This window comes from Nocardioides sp. FY1077 (assembly GCF_058681775.1).
Genome location: NZ_JBZWDB010000005.1, coordinates 193,981 through 213,562, shown reverse-complemented (window position 1 = coordinate 213,562; position 19,582 = coordinate 193,981). Strand labels below are relative to the sequence as shown.

The window sequence follows — 19,582 nt, the reverse complement described above, 5'->3', positions numbered from 1 at the left end:
CGGACCGGCGGAGCGGGCCCGGTGCCAGCAAGATACCGACGACTCACATCGGGGGCGAGGGTGTCCGGGCGACCACGTCGTGAGGCACACGTCACAACCGGTCGCGACGCACGACGCCGTCGTACGACCATGGCGCCATGAGCCAGCCCAGCAGCGACCTGCGCCTGCCCGACCACCTCTTCACCGCCATCGACCACGTCGGGATGGCGGTGCCCGACCTCGACGTGGCCATCGCGTTCTACCGCGACACCTTCGGCATGACGCTGGCCCACGAGGAGACCAACGAGGAGCAGGGCGTGCGCGAGGCCATGATGGCCGTGGGCGACTCCGGCTCTTGCGTGCAGCTGCTCGCACCCCTCGACGAGACCTCCACGATCGCGAAGTACCTCGACCGCTCCGGTCCGGGCTGCCAGCAGGTCGCCTACCGCGTCACCGACGTCGAGGCGGTCAGCGCCGTGCTGCGCGAGCGCGGCCTGCGCCTGCTCTACGACGCCCCGCGCCGCGGCACCTCCGACAGCCGGATCAACTTCGTGCACCCCAAGGACGCCGGGGGCGTGTTGGTCGAGCTGGTGGAGCCCGCCGCGGGCCACTGACCCGCCGGGCCCGCCGGGGCACCACCGGGCACCACCGGGTGAGACGTCCCGCACATCCGACCCACGACTGCGTTACCGGACAGTAATGTCCGCTCATCGCGACACCCCGGTGTCGCGACGACCAGCCGCCACGACCCCGCTCAGGAGCCCACGTGCAGACCATCCTCGACGCCGTCCTCGCCGGTGACACCACCGGCGACGACTTCGCGCACCTCCCGCTGCCCGAGTCCTACCGCGCCGTGACGGTGCACAAGGACGAGCAGGACATGTTCGAGGGCGTTGCGAGCCGCGACAAGGACCCCCGCCGCTCGCTGCACGTCGACGAGGTGCCGCTGCCCGAGCTCGGCCCGGGCGAGGCGCTGGTGGCCGTGATGGCCAGCGCGATCAACTACAACACCGTGTGGACCTCGATCTTCGAGCCCGTCTCCACCTTCGGCTTCCTCGAGCGCTACGGCCGCATGTCGCCGCTGACCAAGCGCCACGACCTGCCCTACCACGTGGTCGGCTCCGACCTCGCCGGCGTGGTGCTGAAGACCGGGCCCGGCGTGCACACCTGGAAGCCCGGCGCCGAGGTGGTCGCCCACTGCCTCTCGGTCGAGCTCGAGAGCCCCGACGGCCACAACGACACGATGCTCGACCCCGAGCAGCGCATCTGGGGCTTCGAGACCAACTTCGGCGGCCTGGCGCAGGTGGCGCTGGTGAAGTCCAACCAGCTGATGCCCAAGCCCGACCACCTCACCTGGGAGGAGGCCGCCTCCCCCGGCCTGGTCAACTCCACCGCCTACCGCCAGCTGGTCTCGCGCAACGGCGCCGGCATGAAGCAGGGCGACAACGTGCTGGTCTGGGGCGCCTCGGGCGGCCTGGGCGGCTTCGCGACGCAGTACGCCCTCAACGGTGGCGCCACCCCGATCTGCGTGGTCTCCAACGACGAGAAGGCCGAGATCTGCCGGCGCATGGGCGCCGAGCTGATCATCAACCGCTCGGAGGAGGACTGGAAGTTCTGGAAGGACGAGCACACCCAGGACCAGCGCGAGTGGCGCCGGCTGGGGGCCAAGATCCGCGAGCTCACCGGCGGTGAGGACGTCGACATCGTCTTCGAGCACCCCGGCCGCGAGACCTTCGGCGCCTCGGTCTACGCCGCGCGCAAGGGCGGGACGATCGTCACCTGCGCCTCCACCAGCGGCTACATGCACCAGTACGACAACCGCTACCTGTGGATGAACCTCAAGAGCATCATCGGCTCGCACTTCGCCAACTACCGCGAGTCGTGGGAGGCCAACCGCCTCATCGCCAAGGGGATGATCCACCCCACCCTGTCGAAGGCGTACCCGCTCGAGGAGGTCGGCCAGGCCGCGCTCGACGTGCACCGCAACGCCCACCAGGGCAAGGTCGGCGTGCTCTGCCTGGCTCCCGAGGAGGGACTCGGCGTGCGCGACCACGAGATGCGGGCCACCCACCTCGAGGCGATCAACCGCTTCCGCGGGGTCTGAGCCACCGCTGCCGGGCGCGCCCGTCCACGGTCGGTGGGCGGGCGCGCGTCGGGGTGGGTTAGCGGCGCCGCATGCGGGAGGATGGGGCTCAGCACGAGCCCCCACCACCGGAAGAGGTTTGACGCATGAGCGACCAGGGCCTGTCCATCTTCGACGACGACTCGGAGCCCACCTCCGCGGACGCCGACAAGACCCAGGCGATCCCGGTGGCCGACCAGCGCCAGGGCGCGACGCCTGCCCGCCCGGCGACCGGGGCGCCCCGGTCGGAGGGCCGTCCCCCCGAGGCCCGGCCCGAGTCGCGCCCGGCGCAGCGGCCCGTGATGCCGCCGGCTGCCGCCGAGCGCCCCGCCGCCCGCCCGGCGCCGCGTCCCGCCGCGCCCGCGCCGGTGAACATCACCTTCCCGATGGTGCGCCGCGGCGGCTACGACCCCGCCTCGGTCGACATCAAGGTGGGCCAGCTCGTCGACGAGCGGGTCATCCTGGCCGACGGCCTGCAGCAGGCCGAGCGCCGTGCCGCCGAGCTCGAGGCGCGCCTGGGCGCGATGCAGGAGCAGCTGGCGGAGAACCAGACGCCGTCGTACGCCGGTCTCGGCGGGCGGGCCAGCGCGATGCTCCGCCTCGCCGAGGAGGAGGCCGACGAGATCCGGACCACCGCGATGACCCAGGCCGAGGAGATCCGGGGGCAGGCCGGGCGTGACGCCCGCGCCATCCGCGCCGAGGCCCAGCGCGACGCCGAGGACATGCGCATGGTGCAGCTCAAGGAGCTCGAGGACCACCGCACCCGGGTGCTGGCCGACGCCGAGCAGGAGCGCACCCTGGCCCGCAGCGAGGCCGAGGACGCCGTCGCCAGCGCGAAGCGCGAGGCCGACCAGCTGCGGCTGGCGGCCAAGCAGGAGACCACCGAGATGCGCACCGGCGCCCAGCGCGAGGTCGAGCAGGCCCGCGCCGCCGCCGACCGCGAGGTCACCGAGGCCCGGCGCACCCTGGCGGTGGAGAAGGAGCGGCTGGCCCGCGAGGCCACCGACCACCACTCCAGCGCGATGGCCGAGACCACCCGGCTCGTCGCGGAGGCCGAGCAGCGGGCCACCGCCGCCGAGGAGCGCGCCCGCCAGGCCGGCAGCCAGGCCGCCGAGCTGCGCCAGCACACCCAGCGCGAGGCCGAGGCCCTGGTGTCCCGCGCCCGTCGCGAGGCCGAGCAGGTCGTGGCCTCCGCCCAGACCCAGGCCGACACCATCACCGGCTCGGCCACCGCCGAGGTCGAGCGCGAGCTCGCCGCGCTGCGTGCCGAGGTGGCTCGGGTGGCCAAGCGCCGCGACGCGATCACCGCCCAGCTGGCCAGCCTGCGCGACGTCGTCGCCGGGTTCGGCCAGGACGAGGACGAGTGAACGACGACACCCTGCCGCCGGGCGCCTCTCCCGCGGACGGCCCTGCGGGGGCCGCCGGACCGGTGGTCGACCCGGCCGCCGCTGCTCCGGCCCCGGAGTCGGTGCCGGTCACCGGGGTGCCCGTGCCGGGCAAGAGGCACGGGCTGGTCGGTGGCCCCGAGCACCTCGGCACCCCTGGCGCGCCGCTGGACCGCACCGCTCCCTACCTGGTGGGGTTCCTCGGCGGGCTCGGGTTCGTCACGGCGTACTGGCTCGGCACCACCCTGCTGGCCATCGGCTCGACGCTGCTGCTGGTCGTGGTGGCCCTGTTCATCGCCGCCGGGCTCAACCCCGCCGTCGCGGTGCTGGAGCGTCGTGGGCTGCGCCGCTCGCTGGCGGTGCTGACCGTGACCATGCTCTTCCTCGGCGCGATCGCGCTGTTCGTCGTCGCGATCGCCCCGGTGATCAGCGACCAGGTCGCCTCGCTCACCGCGAACGCGCCGGGCTGGTTCGACCGGCTGCTGGCCAACCAGCGGGTGCAGGAGCTCGACGAGGAGTACCAGGTCGTCGAGAAGGCCCAGGAGTACGTCGCCGGCGGGTCGTTCGTGACCGGGCTGTTCGGCGGGGTGCTCGGCTTCGGCATCGCCGTGCTCGGCGCGCTGTTCAACATCTTCATCGTGCTGGTGCTGACGCTGTACTTCCTCTCCGCGCTCGACACCACCAAGACCGCGCTCTACCGCCTCGCCCCCGCCTCGCGCCGCGACCGGGTGACCCGCCTGGGCGACCGGATCCTGGCCAGCATCGGCGGCTACGTGTCCGGGGCGTTCATCGTGGCGCTGTGCGCCGGGCTGTCGTCCCTGGTGTTCCTGGTCGTCGTCGGCCTGGGCGAGTACGCCGTCGCGCTGGCCTTCGTGGTCGCGCTGCTCGACGTCATCCCGATGATCGGGGCCACCATCGGTGCGGTCATCGTCACCGCCATCGCGTTCGCCACCGACGTGCAGACCGGCATCATCTGCGCGATCTTCTACATCGTCTACCAGCAGCTCGAGAACTACGTCGTCTACCCCCGCGTCATGTCCCGCTCGGTCGACGTGCCGGGCGCGGTCACCGTGATCGCGGCCCTGGTGGGCGCGGCGCTGCTCGGCGTCGTCGGCGCCCTGCTGGCCATCCCCACGGCCGCCGCGATCCTGATGCTCACCCGCGAGGTGTTCGTGCGTCGCCAGGACGCCCGCTAGCACGCCTCCTCGGAACCCGTCGCTCGCGCCGGGTCAGGCCCGCGGCAGCAGCACCCACACGGTCGCGGCTCCCCCGGGCCCGGCCTCGACCCCGAGCTGTCCGCCGTGGGCCTCCACGATGCGCCCGCAGGTCTCGAGACCGGTGGCGGCGTCCGGGCCGGCGAGCGCGCCGGAGCCGGCGACCGTGAGACGCCACCCCCGCCGTGCGGCGGCGGCGGCGACCTCCACGGGGGCGCCGCCGTCGGCGGCCGCGGCGAGCAGGAGCCGCTGCAGCACGACGCGCAGCTGCTCGACGTCACCGGGCACCACCGGCAGCCACCCCACCCGCACGTCGGCGCCGCGCAGGTCGTCGTGCAGGTCGTCGAGCACCTCCGCCACCAGCCGGGCCAGGTCGACCGGCACCGGGGCGGGCGGGTCGAGCAGGCCGGCGAGCGCGAGCAGGTCGGTCACCGGCGCCTGCAGCCGGCGTACGCCGCGGCGGGCCCGGACCACCAGCTCGCGCACCATCGGTGGCACCCGCGGCGCGCCGCCCCGGGACCCGCCGCGGGCCTCGTCGGCCGCGGCGAGGTGGGCGGCCTCGGTGCCCGCCACCCCCGGGTCGCCGGCGTCCAGGACCTCCTCGACCAGCTCGAGCGAGGCGGAGACGGCCGCGAGCGGGGTGCGCAGGTCGTCGGCGACCTGGGCGGCGACGGCCTCCAGGCGGGCGGTGCTGCGCTCCTGCTCCACCACGGCGTCGTGCTGCGCCGCGTGGGCCTCGGCGAGCTGGCGGGTGCGCAGGGCCAGCTCGAGCACGTCGACCACCCGGGCGGCGATCGTCGCCAGCGCGGTGCGCTGCTCCTCGTCGAGCTCGCGGCGCTCGGTGTCGAAGACGCACAGCGTGCCGAACGGCACCCCGGTCGGGGTCACCAGCTGGTGACTGACGTACAGCCTCGCGGCGTGCTCGGCCACGGCGGGGTAGCCCGCCCAGCGGGGGTCGGCCCCGAGGTCGGCCTCGACCAGCGGGACGCCGGCGTGCAGCACGGCGTTGCACACGGAGGCGGAGCGCGGGAACGGCGGCAGCTCGAGGCCGTGGGACCCCAGGGGGCGCATCTCGTCGACGGTGAAGTAGGCCAGGAACGCGGTGGGCGCCCCGCACACCCGGGCCGCGAGCGCGGCGAGGTCGTCGAGGTCGCGGCGGTGGGCCGGGTCGGCCAGCGCGTAGCGGCGTACCTCCGCGAGGCGGCGGGCGTCGCGCTCGGCCTCGCGCCAGGCGTCGAGGTCGGTGGCCGCGACGTCGGGTGACAGGTCGGCCGTGAGGTCGGCCAGCAGGAGCCGCGACAGTCCTGCGGTGAGCGTCCCGGCGAGCTCGGGGGTGAGCAGGGGTGCCGCTGCGAGCGCGGCCAGTCGAGCGGCGGCACTGCGGCCGCCGGGCCCGGAGGCGCCGTCCGAGGTGGCGCTCACGGTCCCTCCTCCCCGGTCGTGCCGCGGCCCGGCGGAGCAGCCGGGCCGTCGGTGGGACGTAGGCCGACAGTGTAGGCAGGCCCGCCGCCGAAGGCAGCCCCCTCAGGCCGGGGTGGGCTCGCGGCGCGTGACGCCGCGCTCCCCCGCCTTGACCGCGACCACGCCGGCAAGCACGAGCAGGCCGCCGAGCAGCTGCACCGGGCGCGGCAGCTCGTCGAGCAGCAGCCAGGCGAAGCCGACACCGGCGACGACCTCCAGCAGCGCCACGAACGACGCCAGCCGCGAGCCCAGCCGGCGACCCGCGGCGATGCCGGTGGTGTAGGCCAGCGCCGCGGTGACCAGGCCGAGCAGCACCAGCGGAACCCACCAGGTCACGCTGGTCCCGCCGTACCCCACGTCGGTGGTGGCGGCCCGCATCGGCATCAGCCCCACGAGCCCGAGCAGGCCCAGCGCCAGCGCACCCGTGACGAGGCCGCCGGCCGCCAGTGCCATCGGCGGCAGGCCGTTGGTCTCGTCGGCCGAGATGAGGAAGTACGTCGCCGCGCCGACCATCGCGGCCAGCGCCCACAGCACCCCCGCGACGCTCAGGTCGGCTCCGGAGACCAGGTCGAGCACGAGCACCAGCCCCAGCGTCGCCAGGCCGGCACCGAGCAGGGTGACCGGCCCGGGGCGCTGTCCGTGGCGCAGCCACAGGTAGAGCACGACCACGGCCGGCGCGGTGTACTCGATCAGCAGCGCCGGGCCGACCTGCATGTACTGCACCGCGGAGAAGTAGCAGAACTGCGCGCCCGCCACCGCCAGCACGCCGTAGGTCGTGATGAGCCCGGCGTTGCGCCGCAGCAGCCCCCACTGCCCGCGCAGGGCCAGCAGGCCGAACGGCAGCACCACCAGCGCCGCGAGCGCGACGCGCACCAGCACGGTGGCGCCCGGGGTCCACCCGGTGTCGAGCAGGCCTCGGGCCAGTGCGCCGGACATGCCGAACGACGCGGCCGAGACGACGGCGAAGGCCAGCCCCGACCCGAGGCGCGACGCCGGTGCCGCGGCGGGGCCGCCCACGGCGTCATGAGTCAATGCGGTCATGGCACATGACGCTACGGCGCGTCGGGTAACCTGTCAACGTGGTATTCGCCCATGACACCGAGATGTCGCTCCAGTCGGCCGTGCTGCTGGCCAACTCCGCCGAGCCGCCCGACACGCTGGCCACCGTCGCCGAGCTGAGCGCGTTCCTCGCCGACTACCAGTACTCCGGTCGCCACGACGCCACGGTCGCCGAGCTCGACGCCGTGCGCGCGCTGCGCCCCGCGCTGCGCGAGGTGCTCACCGCCGAGCGCGACCGCGCCGTCGAGCTGGTCAACGCCATGCTGGCCGAGGCCCGCGCCCTGCCCCAGCTGGTGCGCCACGAGCCGTACGACTGGCACGTGCACGCGGTGCTGCCCGACGCCCCCCTGGTCACCCGCATCAGCGTGGAGACCGCGATGGCGATGGTCGACGTCATCCGCAACGACGAGATGTCGCGCCTCGGCATCTGCGCCGACGACGAGTGCGGCGGCATCGTGCTCGACCTCTCCCGCAACCGCTCGCGCCGCTTCTGCTCCACCGCGTGCGGCAATCGCAACGCCGTCGCGGCCTACCGCGCGCGGCAGGCCGAGGGCTGAGGCTCCGCCGCCCGCGCCGAGCTCAGACCCGACCGAACCGCGCGAACCAACCGCGACCGGGCCACCCGGACACCGGCAGGGCCGCGCCAGGGCTCCCCCAACCGGCGCAGTGCGCCACGTGCGCAGCCCGCCGCTGCGGCCTCAGCACCAGCGCGGTGAGTACCCCGGTCGCAGCGCCCGGTCGCGACGCACCACGGCGAGCCGCTCGCCGTACGCCGCGCAGGTGGCGGTGAAGTCCTGGTCGCGGTACTCGACGACCAGCACGTGGTCGCCGAACGCGTCGACGTAGACGCCGCACTCGTCGTAGCGCCCGCACTCCTCGGCCACGGCGAAGTCGTAGCCCACCCGGGTGCCGTCGAGGCCGGCGAGGTTCTTCTGCGCCGCCGCGAGCCCGGCGTCGTGGGCGCGGGCGGTGAGCAGGCGGGCGAAGGCCAGCGCGTCGCGCCGCTCGACCAGGCCGCGGCTGCGGGTGAAGGAGTCGAGGTTGTCGTACTCGACCGCGTCGAAACCGGCAGCGGCGCAGCCGTCGGTCCAGCGCCCCACGATGCGGGCGAGCCGCTCCCGCTTCGCGGCGGTGCGGACGTCGAGCAGCCACTCGTCGGGCCAGCCGGCGTCCTCGACCGGGCGGCCGTCGCGGGTCAGCACGAGGCGACGGTGGTCGCGCCAGAAGGCCTTCTCGTCGGGCTGGGTCTGGAAGCCGTTGACGTAGCAGACGTCGTAGCGCCCGGTGGGTGCGGCGGTGCGGTCGCGCACCACGATGCCCACGCCGTCCGGCGGCTCGACCGCGCCCCCGAGCTGGTAGTCGAGGTCGGTGCCGAGCGGCGGCAGCGCCACCTCGGTGTCGCCGGCCACGGTCGCGGCCGACGACGCGGCCGACGACGTCACGGCCGCCGGGCCTGCAGCCGGCGCGGCCGACCCTGCCGGTGCGGCGAGCAGGAGCGGGGCGAGCAGCCCGACAACGGTGGCCGCGAGGGTGGCGGCGGTGCGTGTCACGAGGGACCGGCCGCTCAGAAGTCGAAGCCGTCGAACATGTCGCCCATGCCGTCGCCGAGGCCGCCGACGGCGTCACCGAGGCCCTCGCCCATGTCGCCGATCATGTCGAAGCCGCCGAGGCCACCAAAGAGCAGACCCATGAACATCATGTCCATCACCGGCGAGCGACCGAAGTAGCCCTGGGCGTAGGGCTGGTAGGCCCGGCCGCCCTGCCAGTACGGCACCCGCTGCGCGCCGACCATCACCTTGCGGATGTCGGGCTCGGCACCCACGCGCACCCGCTCCACGTCGAGCGCGCACGCCGGCACGTCGCGCGGGGCGCCGCCCGGGGGCGTCCAGGGCACGTCGGACACCGAGGGCCCGTGGCGGGGGTCGAAGAAGCAGGGCGGGCGCCGCGACGGCAGCTCGCGACCGGCCACCCGCGCCTGCACGCAGGCGATGGCGTAGCGGCCGTCCTCCAGGATCTCGGTGACGTGACGGACGTCGTCGGGCCGGGTCATCGCGTCGCTGGCGGTCTTCGCCGCCTCGTAGGCGTCGAGCGCGCGCTGGTAGTCGGCGTTGGCGCCGGCGTCGAGGGGCTGCCCCGCCATCTCGAGGTCGAGGTCCTGCAGCTGCACGCCGAGCGCGGTGACGTCCTCTGCGGCCAGCCGCTGCACCGGGGCGAGCTCGGCCTCCTGGCGGGCCAGCTCCTTGCGCTTCCCGCTCTGGCTCGCGGCGTACGCGACGCCGATCGTGGCCATCAGGACGATCACCAGGAGCAGGTATTCCATGTCGTCCACTGTACGTGCGGTGCGCAGGACCGCACCCGGGGACGGCGCCGGCCGCCCGCCCCGCGCAGGGGGCGGACGGCCGGGCGCGTCAGCGCACCGAGTGGTCGCGGAAGCCGCGGCCGGTCTTGCGACCGAGGTAGCCCGCGGTCACCAGGTGCTCGAGCAGCGGGGCCGGCGCGAAGCCGGGCTCGCGGAACTCCAGGTAGAGCTCGCGCTGGATGGCCAGCGAGACGTCGTTGCCCACGACGTCGAGCAGCTCGAAGGGACCCATCGGCAGGGCGCAGCCCTGCTTCATCGCGACGTCGATGTCGTCGGCGGAGGCGTAGTGGGCCTCCAGCATCTTCACGGCGTCGTTGAGGTAGGGGAATAGCAGTGCGTTGACGATGAAGCCGGCGCGGTCGCCGCAGGAGACCGCGACCTTGCCGATCTTGTCGCACAGCGCCCGGGTGGTCTCGGTGACCTCCTCCGACGTCGAGACGGTGGAGACCACCTCGACCAGCTTCATGATCGTGGCCGGGTTGAAGAAGTGCATGCCGACGACGTCCTGGGGGCGACCGGTGGCCGCGGCCAGCGCGATGATCGGCAGGCTCGAGGTCGTGGTCGCCAGGATCGCGCCGGGCTTGCAGATGTCGTCGAGGTTCTCGAACAGGGTGGTCTTGACCGCGAGGTCCTCGGCGATCGCCTCGACGACGAGGTCGACGTCGGCGAGGTCGTCGAGGCTGGTCGAGCCGCTCATCCGGCCCAGGACCTCCGCCTTCGTCCCCTCGGTGGCGCGGCCGCGCTGCACCTGCTTGTCGAGGCTGCGCGTGGTGGTCGCGACCACGCCGGCGACCTTCTCGGCGGACCGGCCCACGAAGTGCACGTCGAAGCCGGCCTTCGCGAACACCTCGACGATGCCGCTGGCCATGGTGCCGGTGCCGACGACGCCGACGCGGCGCACGTGGTGGCGCAGCTGCGGGGCGTCGGCGGCCGACGGCGTCCGGTCGTCGGCCACGACGGCGGGGCTGTCGGGCGCCTCGTAGGTGTAGAAGCCGCGACCGGTCTTGCGGCCCAGCAGGCCGGCGGTGACCATCTGCTTCAGCACCGGGCTCGGCGCGTGCAGGCGGTCGCGGCCCTGGCGGTACATCGTCTCGAGGATCTCGTAGGCGGTGTCGAGCCCGATCAGGTCGAGCAGCGCCAGGGGGCCCATCGGGTAGCCGCACCCGAAGCGCATGGCGGCGTCGATGTCCTCGCGGGAGGCGTAGCGGCCCTCGTACATGGACGCGGCGTGGTTGAGGTAGCCGAACAGCAGCGTGTTGGCGATGAACCCGGCCTTGTCGCCGCACACCACGGGGCTCTTGCCGAGCCGCCGCAGCAGCGCCTGCACGTCGTCGAGGACGGCGGGGTCGGTGACGACGGTGCGCACCACCTCCACCAGCTCCTGGACCGGCGCGGGGTTGAAGAAGTGCACGCCGACCACCCGGCCCGGGCGCGACGTGGCGCTCGAGAGCTCGGTGACCGACAGCGAGGAGGTGTTGGTGGCCAGCACCGTGTCCGGCCCGACGATCTCGTCGAGCTGGCGGAACACCGCCTGCTTGACCGCCATCGACTCGACGGCCGCCTCCACGACGAGGTCGGCCTCGGCGAGGTCGTCGAGCGACGTCGTCAGGGTGACCCGGCCGAGCAGCTCGGCCTGCTCGTCCTCGCCCAGCTTGCCGCGGCGCACCGCCCGGGCGGTGGAGTGCTCCAGGTACTGCCGTCCGCGGGCCAGGCTCTCGTCGGTCAGCTCGACCCCGACCACCGCGAAGCCGTGGCGGGCGAACACCTCCGCGATGCCGGCGCCCATGGTGCCCAGGCCCACCACGCCGATGGTGGTGAAGGTGCGTCCCGTCGCGGCGGGGGCGTCGGGCGAGGTCTCGAGGGTCGTCATGAGCGGCATCATGGCACGGCTCGGACGCCCCGGCCGTGGCGTAGTTCACTCGTCGGTAACATGAACGATCCAATGGCGCGGCGGGGGTGCGGAACCCGCCCAGGACGCCGGTCGGCGCCGGTCAGCGCCGGTCCAGGCGCCGGTCCAGGCGCCGCTCCATGACCACCCGCACGCCGGCGTCGTCGAGCCCCAGCGCCTGCTCGCGGGCGCGCAACCGCTGCTGCCACGGCGCCGGCCGCGCCACCTCGGCGTACCCGAGACGGGCGTAGAACGGCCCGTTCCACGGCACGTCGCGGTAGGTGCACAACGACAGCACGTCGTGGTCGCCCCAGCGGGCCCCGTCCTCGGCGGCGTGCACCAGCGCAGTGCCCAGGCCGCGGCGGGCGTGGTCGGGGTGCACCGACAGCTGGTCGAGGTGGGCGTGGCCGTCGGGCAGGACGACGTGGGCGAAGCCGACCACCGCACCGTCGTCGTCGGCGACGAGCAGGAACCCCGGCTGCAGGTCGCGGTCGAGGCCCGAGGGCGCAGGCGCCACCAGCGCGGGCACCACGCGCCCGTCGAGCCACTCGGCGAACAGCGGCGCCCCGGCGTCCTCGACGGCGGCGAGGTGGCGCAGGTCGGAGGGCCTGGCCGTCCGCACCCGCGCGGTCACGGCGCCACCACCTGCCGGCGCGCCGGGCCAGCGGACGGAGGCGACGCAGCCGGGCGGGCGGGAGCGGTGCTCGGAGCGGTGGACGGCGTGGTGGTCATGGCGCCCCAGCCAACCCGACCTGGACGACGCCGCGCAACGCGCACGGGTTAGGTTCGCCCGCGTGAGACTCGTCGTTGCGCGCTGCCAGGTCGACTACGCCGGGCGGCTGACCGCCCACCTGCCGATGGCCACCCGGGTGCTGATGATCAAGGCCGACGGGTCGGTGCTGGTGCACTCCGACGGCGGGTCCTACAAGCCGCTGAACTGGATGTCGCCGCCGTGCACCCTGCGCGAGGGCGTCGCCGAGGACGGTCGCGCGGAGTGGACGGTCACCTCCAAGACCGACGACACGCTGCGCATCCTCATCGACGACGTCATCCACGACTCCTCCCACGACCTGGGCGTCGACCCCGGCCTGCAGAAGGACGGCGTCGAGAAGCACCTCCAGGCCCTGCTCGCCGAGCAGCCGGCCTCGCTGGCCCCCGGGCTCACGCTGGTGCGCCGTGAGTTCCCGACCGCCATCGGGCCGGTCGACCTGATGTGCCGCGACCAGGACGGCCTCAGCGTGGCCGTGGAGGTGAAGCGCCGCGGCGAGATCGACGGCGTCGAGCAGCTCACCCGCTACCTCGAGCTGCTCAACCGCGACCCGCTGCTCGCACCGGTGCGCGGCATCTTCGCCGCGCAGGAGATCAAGCCGCAGGCCCGGGTGCTGGCCACCGACCGCGGCATCGCCTGCGCCGTCGTCGACTACGACGCCCTGCGCGGCGTCGACGACCCCACCCACCGGCTGTTCTGACCCGGCGGCGGTGCGTGCCCCGCCGGGTGGTTTCGAGACGCTCGTCGCTGGCGCTCCTCGCTCCTCAACCACCGGATCCCTCGGTGGTCGAGGAGGGAGCGCCAGCGACCGACCCCTCGGTGGTTGAGGAGGGAGCGCCAGCGACCGTCTCGAAACCACCGGCCCACCGGCACGCGACTACCGGTCGCCGAGCGCCTCGTCGACCAGACCGGCGACCTCGGCGGCGCACCCCCACGACAGCGTGACGCCGGCGCCACCGTGGCCGTAGCAGTGCACGACCCGGCTCTCGCGCTCCAGGCGCACGCTCGGCCGCGCCGGGCGCAGGCCCACCCGGTGGCCGAGCACCCGCGCCCCGGCCAGTCGCGGCTCCAGGGCCACGGCCCGGCGCACCAGCTCCTCGGCGGTGCGCTCCGACGGCGTGCGGCTCCAGTCGTCCTCCTCGGCGGTACCGCCCACCACCACGTCGTGGGCGCGCGGCACGACGTACGTCGGCGCCGTGGCGTCCGACCCGTCGAGCCACCAGCGCTCCACCCCGGCCTGGGCCAGGCTCACCACCTGGCCCCGCACCGGGTGCAGGCTCAGGTCGCCGGCCAGCAGGCGGGCGCCCAGGCCGGCGCAGTCGACCACCACCCCGCCCGCGGGCGGCGTCGGCAGCGTGGCCACGCCCAGCCGGCTCAGGGTCCCGCCGGCCTGCTGCACCTGGGCGACCAGCCAGCGCAGGTACAGCGGCATCTCCACCACCGGTGCCGCGAACGACCAGCCGTCGGCGTACCCCGCCGGCAGCGCCCTCGGCGCCCCCGGCGAGCCGGGTCCGGCCGCGCGGCGCAGGCCCGGCACGGCGGGCGCCCACCACGGGTCGGGCGCCGCGGCCCGCAGCACCTCGGTGCCCTCGACGAGCCGGACGCCGGTGCCGTCGCGCCCAGCCAGCGCGGCGAGGTCGGCGTACGTCGTGGCGGCCCAGGCGGTGACGCGGTCCTGGGGGTGGGCGCGGTAGGGGTACCAGAGCGCGGCGGCCACCGACGACGTCGTCTCCAGGGGCAGGTCGCGCGCGACCACGTCGACACGGTGGCCGGCCTCGAGCAGGCGCAGCGCACAGCTGAGCCCGACGACCCCGGCCCCGACCACCACCACACGCGTCATGGCTGCAGTGTGGCGCACCTCGCGTCGCTGCGGGCGCGGTCGCGGGTCCGAGCAGGACGGGGTCGGGTCAGGGGCGGGTCGCGCCGGCGATGCGCGGCGCCACGGGGTCGACGCCCTCGCCGGACTGCTCGCGGGCGACGTAGTCCTCGATGTCGTCGATGTCGTCGGCGTTGCGGTTGACCACGGCGAGCAGGTCCGACATGGTCGCGACCTCCTCGACCTGCTCCTTGATGAACCACTGCATGAACTGCTCGGAGGCGAAGTCGGACTCCTCGCGCGCCGTGCGCAGCAGCGCGTTGATCTGCTCGGTGACCCGGCGCTCCTGGTCGAGGGCCAGCGCCACCGGCGCCACCACGTCGGTGAACGACGGGATGGGTGCAGCGACCCCGGGGACCGTGACGGGTGAGTCGGTGTCGAGGAGGTACTGCACCATCATCATGGCGTGGTCGCGCTCCTCGAGCGCCTGGCCGTAGAAGAAGGCCGCCATCTGCGGCATCGTCTCGGCGTCGTAGTAGACCGCGCAGGCGAGGTACTGGTTGTGGGCGGCGAGCTCGTTGCCGATCTGGGCGTTGAGCTGCTCGACGAAGCGGGCGGCGGGCACGGGGGCTCCTCGGGGTCGGGCGTCGGGGCGACCCCGCCGCGGTGCGGGTGGGTCAGGCGGCCTTCGCGAGCTTCTTCTTCGAGACCTTCTTGCCGTCCACCCGGACGAGCTCGCGTCGCTTGACGGTATACCCGTCGGGCAGGGTGCCCTCCTTCAGCATCCGCAGCGGGCACCGCCCGCACTTGGACTTGGAGACGCAGCACTTGGTCTTCGGCAGCTTCGCCACCGCGGCCTGGCCCTTCGACTTCTGCTTCTTGCCCACGCCCTCACGCTAGCACGGGGTGAGGGTTGCCTTACCTCACTCGTGACCCATCGCACTCGTGCCGGCCGCTCCCGCGAGACCACCCGCGGCCACGGGCTCGTCGAGGCCGTTGGCCCGACGGATCACGTCGACGATGCCACCCATGATCTCGGTGAGCCCGAAGTCCTTGGGCGTGTAGACCGCCGCGACGCCCATCGCACGCAGGCGGCGACCGTCGGAGTCGGGGATGATGCCGCCGACGACGACCGGCAGGTCGTCGAGGCCGGCCTCGCGCAGCCCGTCGAGCACGGCCGGGACCAGCTCCATGTGGGAGCCCGACAGGATGGACAGTCCCACGCAGTGCACGTCCTCGGCCACCGCGGCCGACACGATCTGCTGCGGGGTGAGCCGGATGCCCTGGTAGACCACCTCGAACCCGGCGTCGCGCGCACGCACGGCGATCTGCTCCGCCCCGTTGGAGTGCCCGTCGAGCCCGGGCTTGCCCACGAGCAGCCGCAGCCGACCGCCGCCTCCCCCGCTCAGCTCCTCGCCGGTGGCCCGCACCCGCTCGCGCACGGCGCTCAGCTCGGGCCCGCCCTCGGCGGCCCCGACGGCCCCGGCCACCCCGGTCGGGGCCCGGAACTCGCCGAACACCTCCCGCAGCGTGCCGGCCCACTCACCCGTGGTCGCCCCGGCGCGGGCGGCGACCAGCGTCGCCGCCATCAGGTTGGCGTCGGTGGCGGCGGCCTCGGCCAGCGCGCGCAGCGCCTCGGTCACGGCGGCCTCGTCGCGCTGGGCCTTCCAGGCCGCCACGGAGTCGACGGCGGCCTGCTCGGCCTGCGGGTCGGCGGCCATGATCGCGCCGTCGAGGTCGGCGGTGAGCGGGGAGGGCTCGGTGGTCTCGAAGACGTTGACGCCCACGATCTTCTCCGCGCCCGACTCGATGCGACCGCGACGTGCGGCGTGGGCGGAGACCAGCTCCTGCTTCATGTAGCCCGTCTCGACCGCGGCGACCGCCCCGCCCATGGCCTGCACGCGCTCGATCTCGGCACGCGCGCCCGCCACCAGCTCGGCGACCTTGGCCTCGATGACGTGGGAGCCGTCGAAGATGTCGTCGTGCTCGAGCAGGTCGGACTCGAAGGCCAGCACCTGCTGCAGGCGCAGCGACCACTGCTGGTCCCACGGGCGCGGCAGGCCGAGCGCCTCGTTCCAGGCCGGCAGCTGCAGCGCCCGGGCGCGGGCGTTCTTCGACAGCGTGACCCCCAGCATCTCCAGCACGATGCGCTGCACGTTGTTCTCCGGCTGCGCCTCGGTCAGGCCGAGGGAGTTGACCTGCACGCCGTAGCGGAAACGGCGCATCTTGGGGTCGGTGACGCCGTAGCGCTCGCGGGTGATCTCGTCCCAGAGCTGCACGAAGGCCCGCATCTTGCAGGTCTCCTCCACGAAGCGCACCCCGGCGTTCACGAAGAACGAGATGCGTCCGACGACCTTCTCGAAGTCGTCGTCGCCCACCTGCCCCGACGCCTTCACCTCGTCGAGCACCGAGATCGCGGTGCACAGGGCGTAGGCCAGCTCCTGCGTCGGCGTCGCGCCGGCCTCCTGCAGGTGGTAGCTGCAGATGTTGATCGGGTTCCACTTCGGAATCCGGTGCACCGTGTAGGCGATCATGTCGCTGATCAGGCGCAGCGAGTGCTCGGGCGGGAACACGTAGGTGCCCCGGGACAGGTACTCCTTGATGATGTCGTTCTGGGTGGTGCCGGCCAGCTGCGCCGCCACCTCCTCCGGCGCGAGCTCGGGGCACTGCTCCTCGGCGGCGACCTGGTAGAGCGCCAGCAGCCACATCGCGGTGGCGTTGATCGTCATCGAGGTGTTCATCGACGTCAGCGGGATGTCGGCGAACAGCTTGCGCATCTCCCCCAGGTGCGGCACCGGCACGCCGACCTTGCCGACCTCGCCGCGCGACATCACCGAGTCGGGGTCGTAGCCGGTCTGCGTCGGCAGGTCGAAGGCGACCGAGAGCCCGGTCTGCCCCTTCGCCAGGTTGGTGCGGTAGAGCGCGTTGGACGCCGTGGCGCTGGAGTGCCCGGCGTACGTGCGCATCACCCAGGGCTTGTCCTTCTCCGTCATGGACCGAGAGTAGGACGTCTGCTACCGATGGGTAACCGCTCGCGGGTGTGGTGTGTGTGACACCCGCCACCACCTCGGCGCGCCGGGGCGGCGGTCGCCTCAGGCGCTGGCGACCGCCCGGTCGAGCTCGACGGCGCGGATCAGGTGGGTCAGGTGCAGCAGCCGCCGCACCGCGGGTCCGGCGCCACGCAGCACGAGGTGGTGGCCCTCGATGCTGGCCTGGCGGGTGGCGAACGCCAGCACCCGCAGGGCCGGGACGTCGACCGCGCCCACCCCGGTGAGGTCGACGACCACCTGGTCGTGGTGGGCGAGGTGGTCGTGCAGGGCGGCGCGCACCGTGAAGGTGCTGCGCACGTCGAAGTCGCCGACCAGCACGAGCACGGGTCCGTCGGTGGTGATCTGCATGGTGGCGCCTCCCCAGCGGCGCCGCCGTCGTCGGTGGCGCCCGTCACTACCATGACGCGCCGGGAGCCCGATCGGTTGCACCCACGCGGGCTGTTTCTCAGCGAGGCGCTCGGTGGGCCCGCTGCTGGCCCAGGGCCAGCAGGCCGGAGCCGACGCCGAGCAGCGCCATCCCGGCGACGCCCTCGGGGGCGAAGATGTGGCCGACGTGCACCAGGTAGGCGCCGGGCACGAGCAGCAGCCCGCCGAGCGCGAGGGCGCGCAGCCGCACCAGCTGGTCGACCACGAGCACGACCACGCACGCCAGCAGCGCCCAGGAGCCCACCTCCCCCAGCGGCGTGCCGATGCCGAACATCAGGCTCACCGCCGGCGGCCGTGGCACTCCCGGCCCGAGCTCGTGGGTCACCCAGCCCGCCCCGATGCCGCTCACCACGTCGAGGGCGGCGTAGAAGGTCGCGTAGACGTACGCCGCCAGGCGCACGACCCACGACACCGGGTCGCGTCGGCCCCGCACGAGCACGGCCAGCGCCGCACCCACGAGCGGGAAGAGCAGCAGGGCCGGGAGGTGCAGGCTGAACCACCGCCAGGACGTGTCGTAGGACAGCCCGTGGGGGTGGAACAGCCCGGCCACCGCGAGCGCGAGCCCCGGCAGGGCGAGCAGCACGGGCCAGGGGGTACGACGGCTCATGGGTCGACCGTACGTGGCTACGCTGCACCGCATGGTCAACCTCACCCGCATCTACACCCGCACCGGCGATGCCGGCGAGACCCGCCTCGGCGACATGAGCCTCACCACGAAGAACGACCCCCGCCTGCACGCCTACGCCGACGTCGACGAGGCCAACGCGGCCCTCGGCCTCGCGGTGGCGCGCGGCGGGCTCGACGACGACGTGGTGGCGGTGCTGACCCGGGTGCAGAACGACCTGTTCGACGTCGGCGCCGACTTCTGCACGCCGGTGGTGGCCGACCCCGAGCACCCACCGCTGCGCATCGAGCAGGCCTACGTCGACCGGCTCGAGGAGTGGTGCGACCACTACAACGCCGACCTGGAGCCGCTGCGCTCGTTCATCCTCAACGGCGGCACCGAGGCCGCCGCGCAGCTGCACGTCGCGCGCACCGTGGTGCGCCGCGCCGAGCGGTCGGCGTGGGCGGCGTGGGCCGAGCACGAGGCGTCGATGAACCGGGTGGCGATCACCTACCTCAACCGGCTCTCCGACCTGGTGTTCATCCTGGCCCGCCACGCCAACCGTGAGCGCGGCGACGTGCTCTGGGTGCCCGGTGGGCGACGTGGCTGACGTGGCTGACCCCGGGCTCGACGGCGCGGAGGCCGGCATGACCCCGGAGCGGTTCTGGTCGCTCGTCGCCCTGCTCGACGGGCGGGCCGACGCGCCCGGGGTGGCCCGGCTCGAGGAGGCACTGCTCGGCGCCGACGTCGAGGAGACCCTGGACTTCGCCGACGAGCTCGACGTGCGGGTGAGCGAGCTGGTCGTGCGCTGCGGCCTTCCCGCCGGCGCCCTGCCCGACCACGGCACCGGCGAGGACGACGACGACCCGGCGGAGCTGGTCGCCGCGGCGGTGGTGGCCGCGGGCCGCGAGGTGCACGACCGGGTGCTCGACGCCGGGGCGCCGCTCGACCCCGACGCGTGGGCCTGGCGCGACGCCGGCCTGCTCCTCGAGGCCGGCATGGGCGACGAGCGGCTCGACGCCCTCGACGACTCGGCCGTGCTGCTGCAGTGGCGCAGCGACCGGCGTCCCGACCGGGTGTCCTCCGACTGGGACGCCGAGCTGCTGGGCGGGCTCGACCTCGGCGTCGACCCGACCGCCGGGGTGGTGCTGGCCGCCGACCCCGACCTCGACGAGGCCCTCTCGCGCCTGGAGGCCGACGAGGAGTACCTGCGCCGGCGGGCGCTCATCGGCGACATCGACCTGCACCTCGTGGTCTCCGAGGTCGCCGAGGCCGAGCTGACCGCCTGGCCGACGCCGGAGGCGGTGGAGCACGCCGTCCTGGAGGTGCCGGTCACCGCGTTCCCGCTCGACGGGTCCTCGCGCACCGACGTCTACCTCGACCTGGTGGTGACCCTGGTGGTCTCGGTGCAGGAGCAGCTGGCCGACGGCTGACCCGCGTCGGGGGCGGG

The 19,582-nt window shown here is 74.1% G+C and carries 20 protein-coding genes; 8 read left to right on the top strand and 12 right to left on the bottom strand.

Annotated elements, in window-relative coordinates; genetic code table 11:
- The first annotated feature begins 137 nt into the window (after nt 1-137).
- The 4 genes from mce to AC4OR8_RS18115 all read left to right on the top strand — a co-directional run bounded on the left by mce (nt 138) and on the right by AC4OR8_RS18115 (nt 4,682).
- Nucleotides 138-593: a methylmalonyl-CoA epimerase gene (mce, locus tag AC4OR8_RS18130; protein WP_492167006.1), complete on the top strand. Its 456-nt coding sequence runs from the start codon at nt 138-140 to the stop codon at nt 591-593.
- Between the two features lie 152 nt (nt 594-745).
- Nucleotides 746-2,083: a crotonyl-CoA carboxylase/reductase gene (gene ccrA / locus AC4OR8_RS18125; RefSeq protein WP_492167005.1), complete on the top strand. Its 1,338-nt coding sequence runs from the start codon at nt 746-748 to the stop codon at nt 2,081-2,083.
- Nucleotides 2,084-2,208: 125 nt separating this feature from the next.
- Nucleotides 2,209-3,468 carry a hypothetical protein gene (locus AC4OR8_RS18120; protein WP_492167004.1) on the top strand — a complete coding sequence of 420 codons (1,260 nt, stop codon included), beginning with the start codon at nt 2,209-2,211 and terminating at the stop codon, nt 3,466-3,468.
- Nucleotides 3,465-4,682: an AI-2E family transporter gene (locus tag AC4OR8_RS18115; protein WP_492167003.1), complete on the top strand. Its 1,218-nt coding sequence runs from the start codon at nt 3,465-3,467 to the stop codon at nt 4,680-4,682. The genes AC4OR8_RS18120 and AC4OR8_RS18115 overlap by 4 nt, the downstream gene beginning before the upstream one ends.
- Before the next feature lie 33 nt (nt 4,683-4,715).
- On the opposite strand, the gene AC4OR8_RS18110 is transcribed toward AC4OR8_RS18115, so the two are convergent.
- The gene (locus tag AC4OR8_RS18110) at nt 4,716-6,122 is read right to left on the bottom strand and encodes a GAF domain-containing protein (RefSeq protein WP_492167002.1); all 1,407 of its coding nucleotides are present in this window, start codon (nt 6,120-6,122) and stop codon (nt 4,716-4,718) included.
- A gap of 102 nt (nt 6,123-6,224) precedes the next feature.
- On the bottom strand, nt 6,225-7,202 hold the full coding sequence (locus AC4OR8_RS18105) for an EamA family transporter (RefSeq protein ID WP_492167001.1): 978 nt from the start codon (nt 7,200-7,202) through the stop codon (nt 6,225-6,227).
- Nucleotides 7,203-7,240: 38 nt separating this feature from the next.
- Between AC4OR8_RS18105 and AC4OR8_RS18100 the strand changes: the two genes are divergently transcribed.
- On the top strand, nt 7,241-7,777 hold the full coding sequence (locus AC4OR8_RS18100; protein ID WP_492167000.1) for a CGNR zinc finger domain-containing protein: 537 nt from the start codon (nt 7,241-7,243) through the stop codon (nt 7,775-7,777).
- Nucleotides 7,778-7,918: 141 nt separating this feature from the next.
- On the opposite strand, the gene AC4OR8_RS18095 is transcribed toward AC4OR8_RS18100, so the two are convergent.
- From AC4OR8_RS18095 to AC4OR8_RS18080, 4 genes are all read right to left on the bottom strand, one after another.
- Entirely contained in the window at nt 7,919-8,770 is an 852-nt protein-coding gene (locus AC4OR8_RS18095; protein ID WP_492166999.1) for an endo alpha-1,4 polygalactosaminidase, read from the bottom strand.
- 14 nt (nt 8,771-8,784) lie between these two features.
- Nucleotides 8,785-9,540 carry a hypothetical protein gene (locus tag AC4OR8_RS18090; protein ID WP_492166998.1) on the bottom strand — a complete coding sequence of 252 codons (756 nt, stop codon included), beginning with the start codon at nt 9,538-9,540 and terminating at the stop codon, nt 8,785-8,787.
- Nucleotides 9,541-9,628: 88 nt separating this feature from the next.
- Nucleotides 9,629-11,449 (bottom strand): 3-hydroxyacyl-CoA dehydrogenase family protein, encoded by a 1,821-nt coding sequence (locus tag AC4OR8_RS18085; protein ID WP_492166997.1) that lies wholly within the window; start codon nt 11,447-11,449, stop codon nt 9,629-9,631.
- A gap of 121 nt (nt 11,450-11,570) precedes the next feature.
- A complete protein-coding gene (locus AC4OR8_RS18080) occupies nt 11,571-12,101 on the bottom strand; it encodes a GNAT family N-acetyltransferase (protein ID WP_492166996.1) in 531 nt (176 codons plus the stop codon).
- A 160-nt stretch (nt 12,102-12,261) separates the two neighbouring features.
- Between AC4OR8_RS18080 and nucS the strand changes: the two genes are divergently transcribed.
- A complete protein-coding gene (nucS, locus tag AC4OR8_RS18075; RefSeq protein WP_492166995.1) occupies nt 12,262-12,936 on the top strand; it encodes an endonuclease NucS in 675 nt (224 codons plus the stop codon).
- Between the two features lie 177 nt (nt 12,937-13,113).
- On the opposite strand, the gene AC4OR8_RS18070 is transcribed toward nucS, so the two are convergent.
- From AC4OR8_RS18070 to AC4OR8_RS18045, 6 genes are all read right to left on the bottom strand, one after another.
- The gene (locus AC4OR8_RS18070) at nt 13,114-14,076 is read right to left on the bottom strand and encodes an FAD-dependent oxidoreductase (protein ID WP_492166994.1); all 963 of its coding nucleotides are present in this window, start codon (nt 14,074-14,076) and stop codon (nt 13,114-13,116) included.
- Between the two features lie 67 nt (nt 14,077-14,143).
- Nucleotides 14,144-14,677 carry a ferritin gene (locus tag AC4OR8_RS18065; protein ID WP_492166993.1) on the bottom strand — a complete coding sequence of 178 codons (534 nt, stop codon included), beginning with the start codon at nt 14,675-14,677 and terminating at the stop codon, nt 14,144-14,146.
- A gap of 52 nt (nt 14,678-14,729) precedes the next feature.
- Complete coding sequence (locus tag AC4OR8_RS18060; RefSeq protein ID WP_492166992.1) at nt 14,730-14,939, bottom strand: hypothetical protein; 210 nt, start codon at nt 14,937-14,939, stop codon at nt 14,730-14,732.
- A gap of 36 nt (nt 14,940-14,975) precedes the next feature.
- Entirely contained in the window at nt 14,976-17,045 is a 2,070-nt protein-coding gene (locus AC4OR8_RS18055; protein WP_492166991.1) for a protein meaA, read from the bottom strand.
- A gap of 99 nt (nt 17,046-17,144) precedes the next feature.
- Nucleotides 17,145-17,450, bottom strand: coding sequence for an STAS domain-containing protein (locus AC4OR8_RS18050; protein WP_492166990.1), 306 nt, complete (start codon nt 17,448-17,450; stop codon nt 17,145-17,147).
- 97 nt (nt 17,451-17,547) lie between these two features.
- The gene (locus AC4OR8_RS18045) at nt 17,548-18,135 is read right to left on the bottom strand and encodes a hypothetical protein (protein ID WP_492166989.1); all 588 of its coding nucleotides are present in this window, start codon (nt 18,133-18,135) and stop codon (nt 17,548-17,550) included.
- A 31-nt stretch (nt 18,136-18,166) separates the two neighbouring features.
- On the opposite strand from AC4OR8_RS18045, the gene AC4OR8_RS18040 reads away from it, so the two are divergent.
- Together AC4OR8_RS18040 and AC4OR8_RS18035 are read left to right on the top strand one after the other, a co-directional pair.
- Complete coding sequence (locus tag AC4OR8_RS18040; protein ID WP_492166988.1) at nt 18,167-18,742, top strand: cob(I)yrinic acid a,c-diamide adenosyltransferase; 576 nt, start codon at nt 18,167-18,169, stop codon at nt 18,740-18,742.
- Nucleotide 18,743: 1 nt separating this feature from the next.
- Nucleotides 18,744-19,565 (top strand): DUF4240 domain-containing protein, encoded by an 822-nt coding sequence (locus AC4OR8_RS18035; RefSeq protein WP_492166987.1) that lies wholly within the window; start codon nt 18,744-18,746, stop codon nt 19,563-19,565.
- The last annotated feature ends 17 nt before the right edge of the window (nt 19,566-19,582 follow it).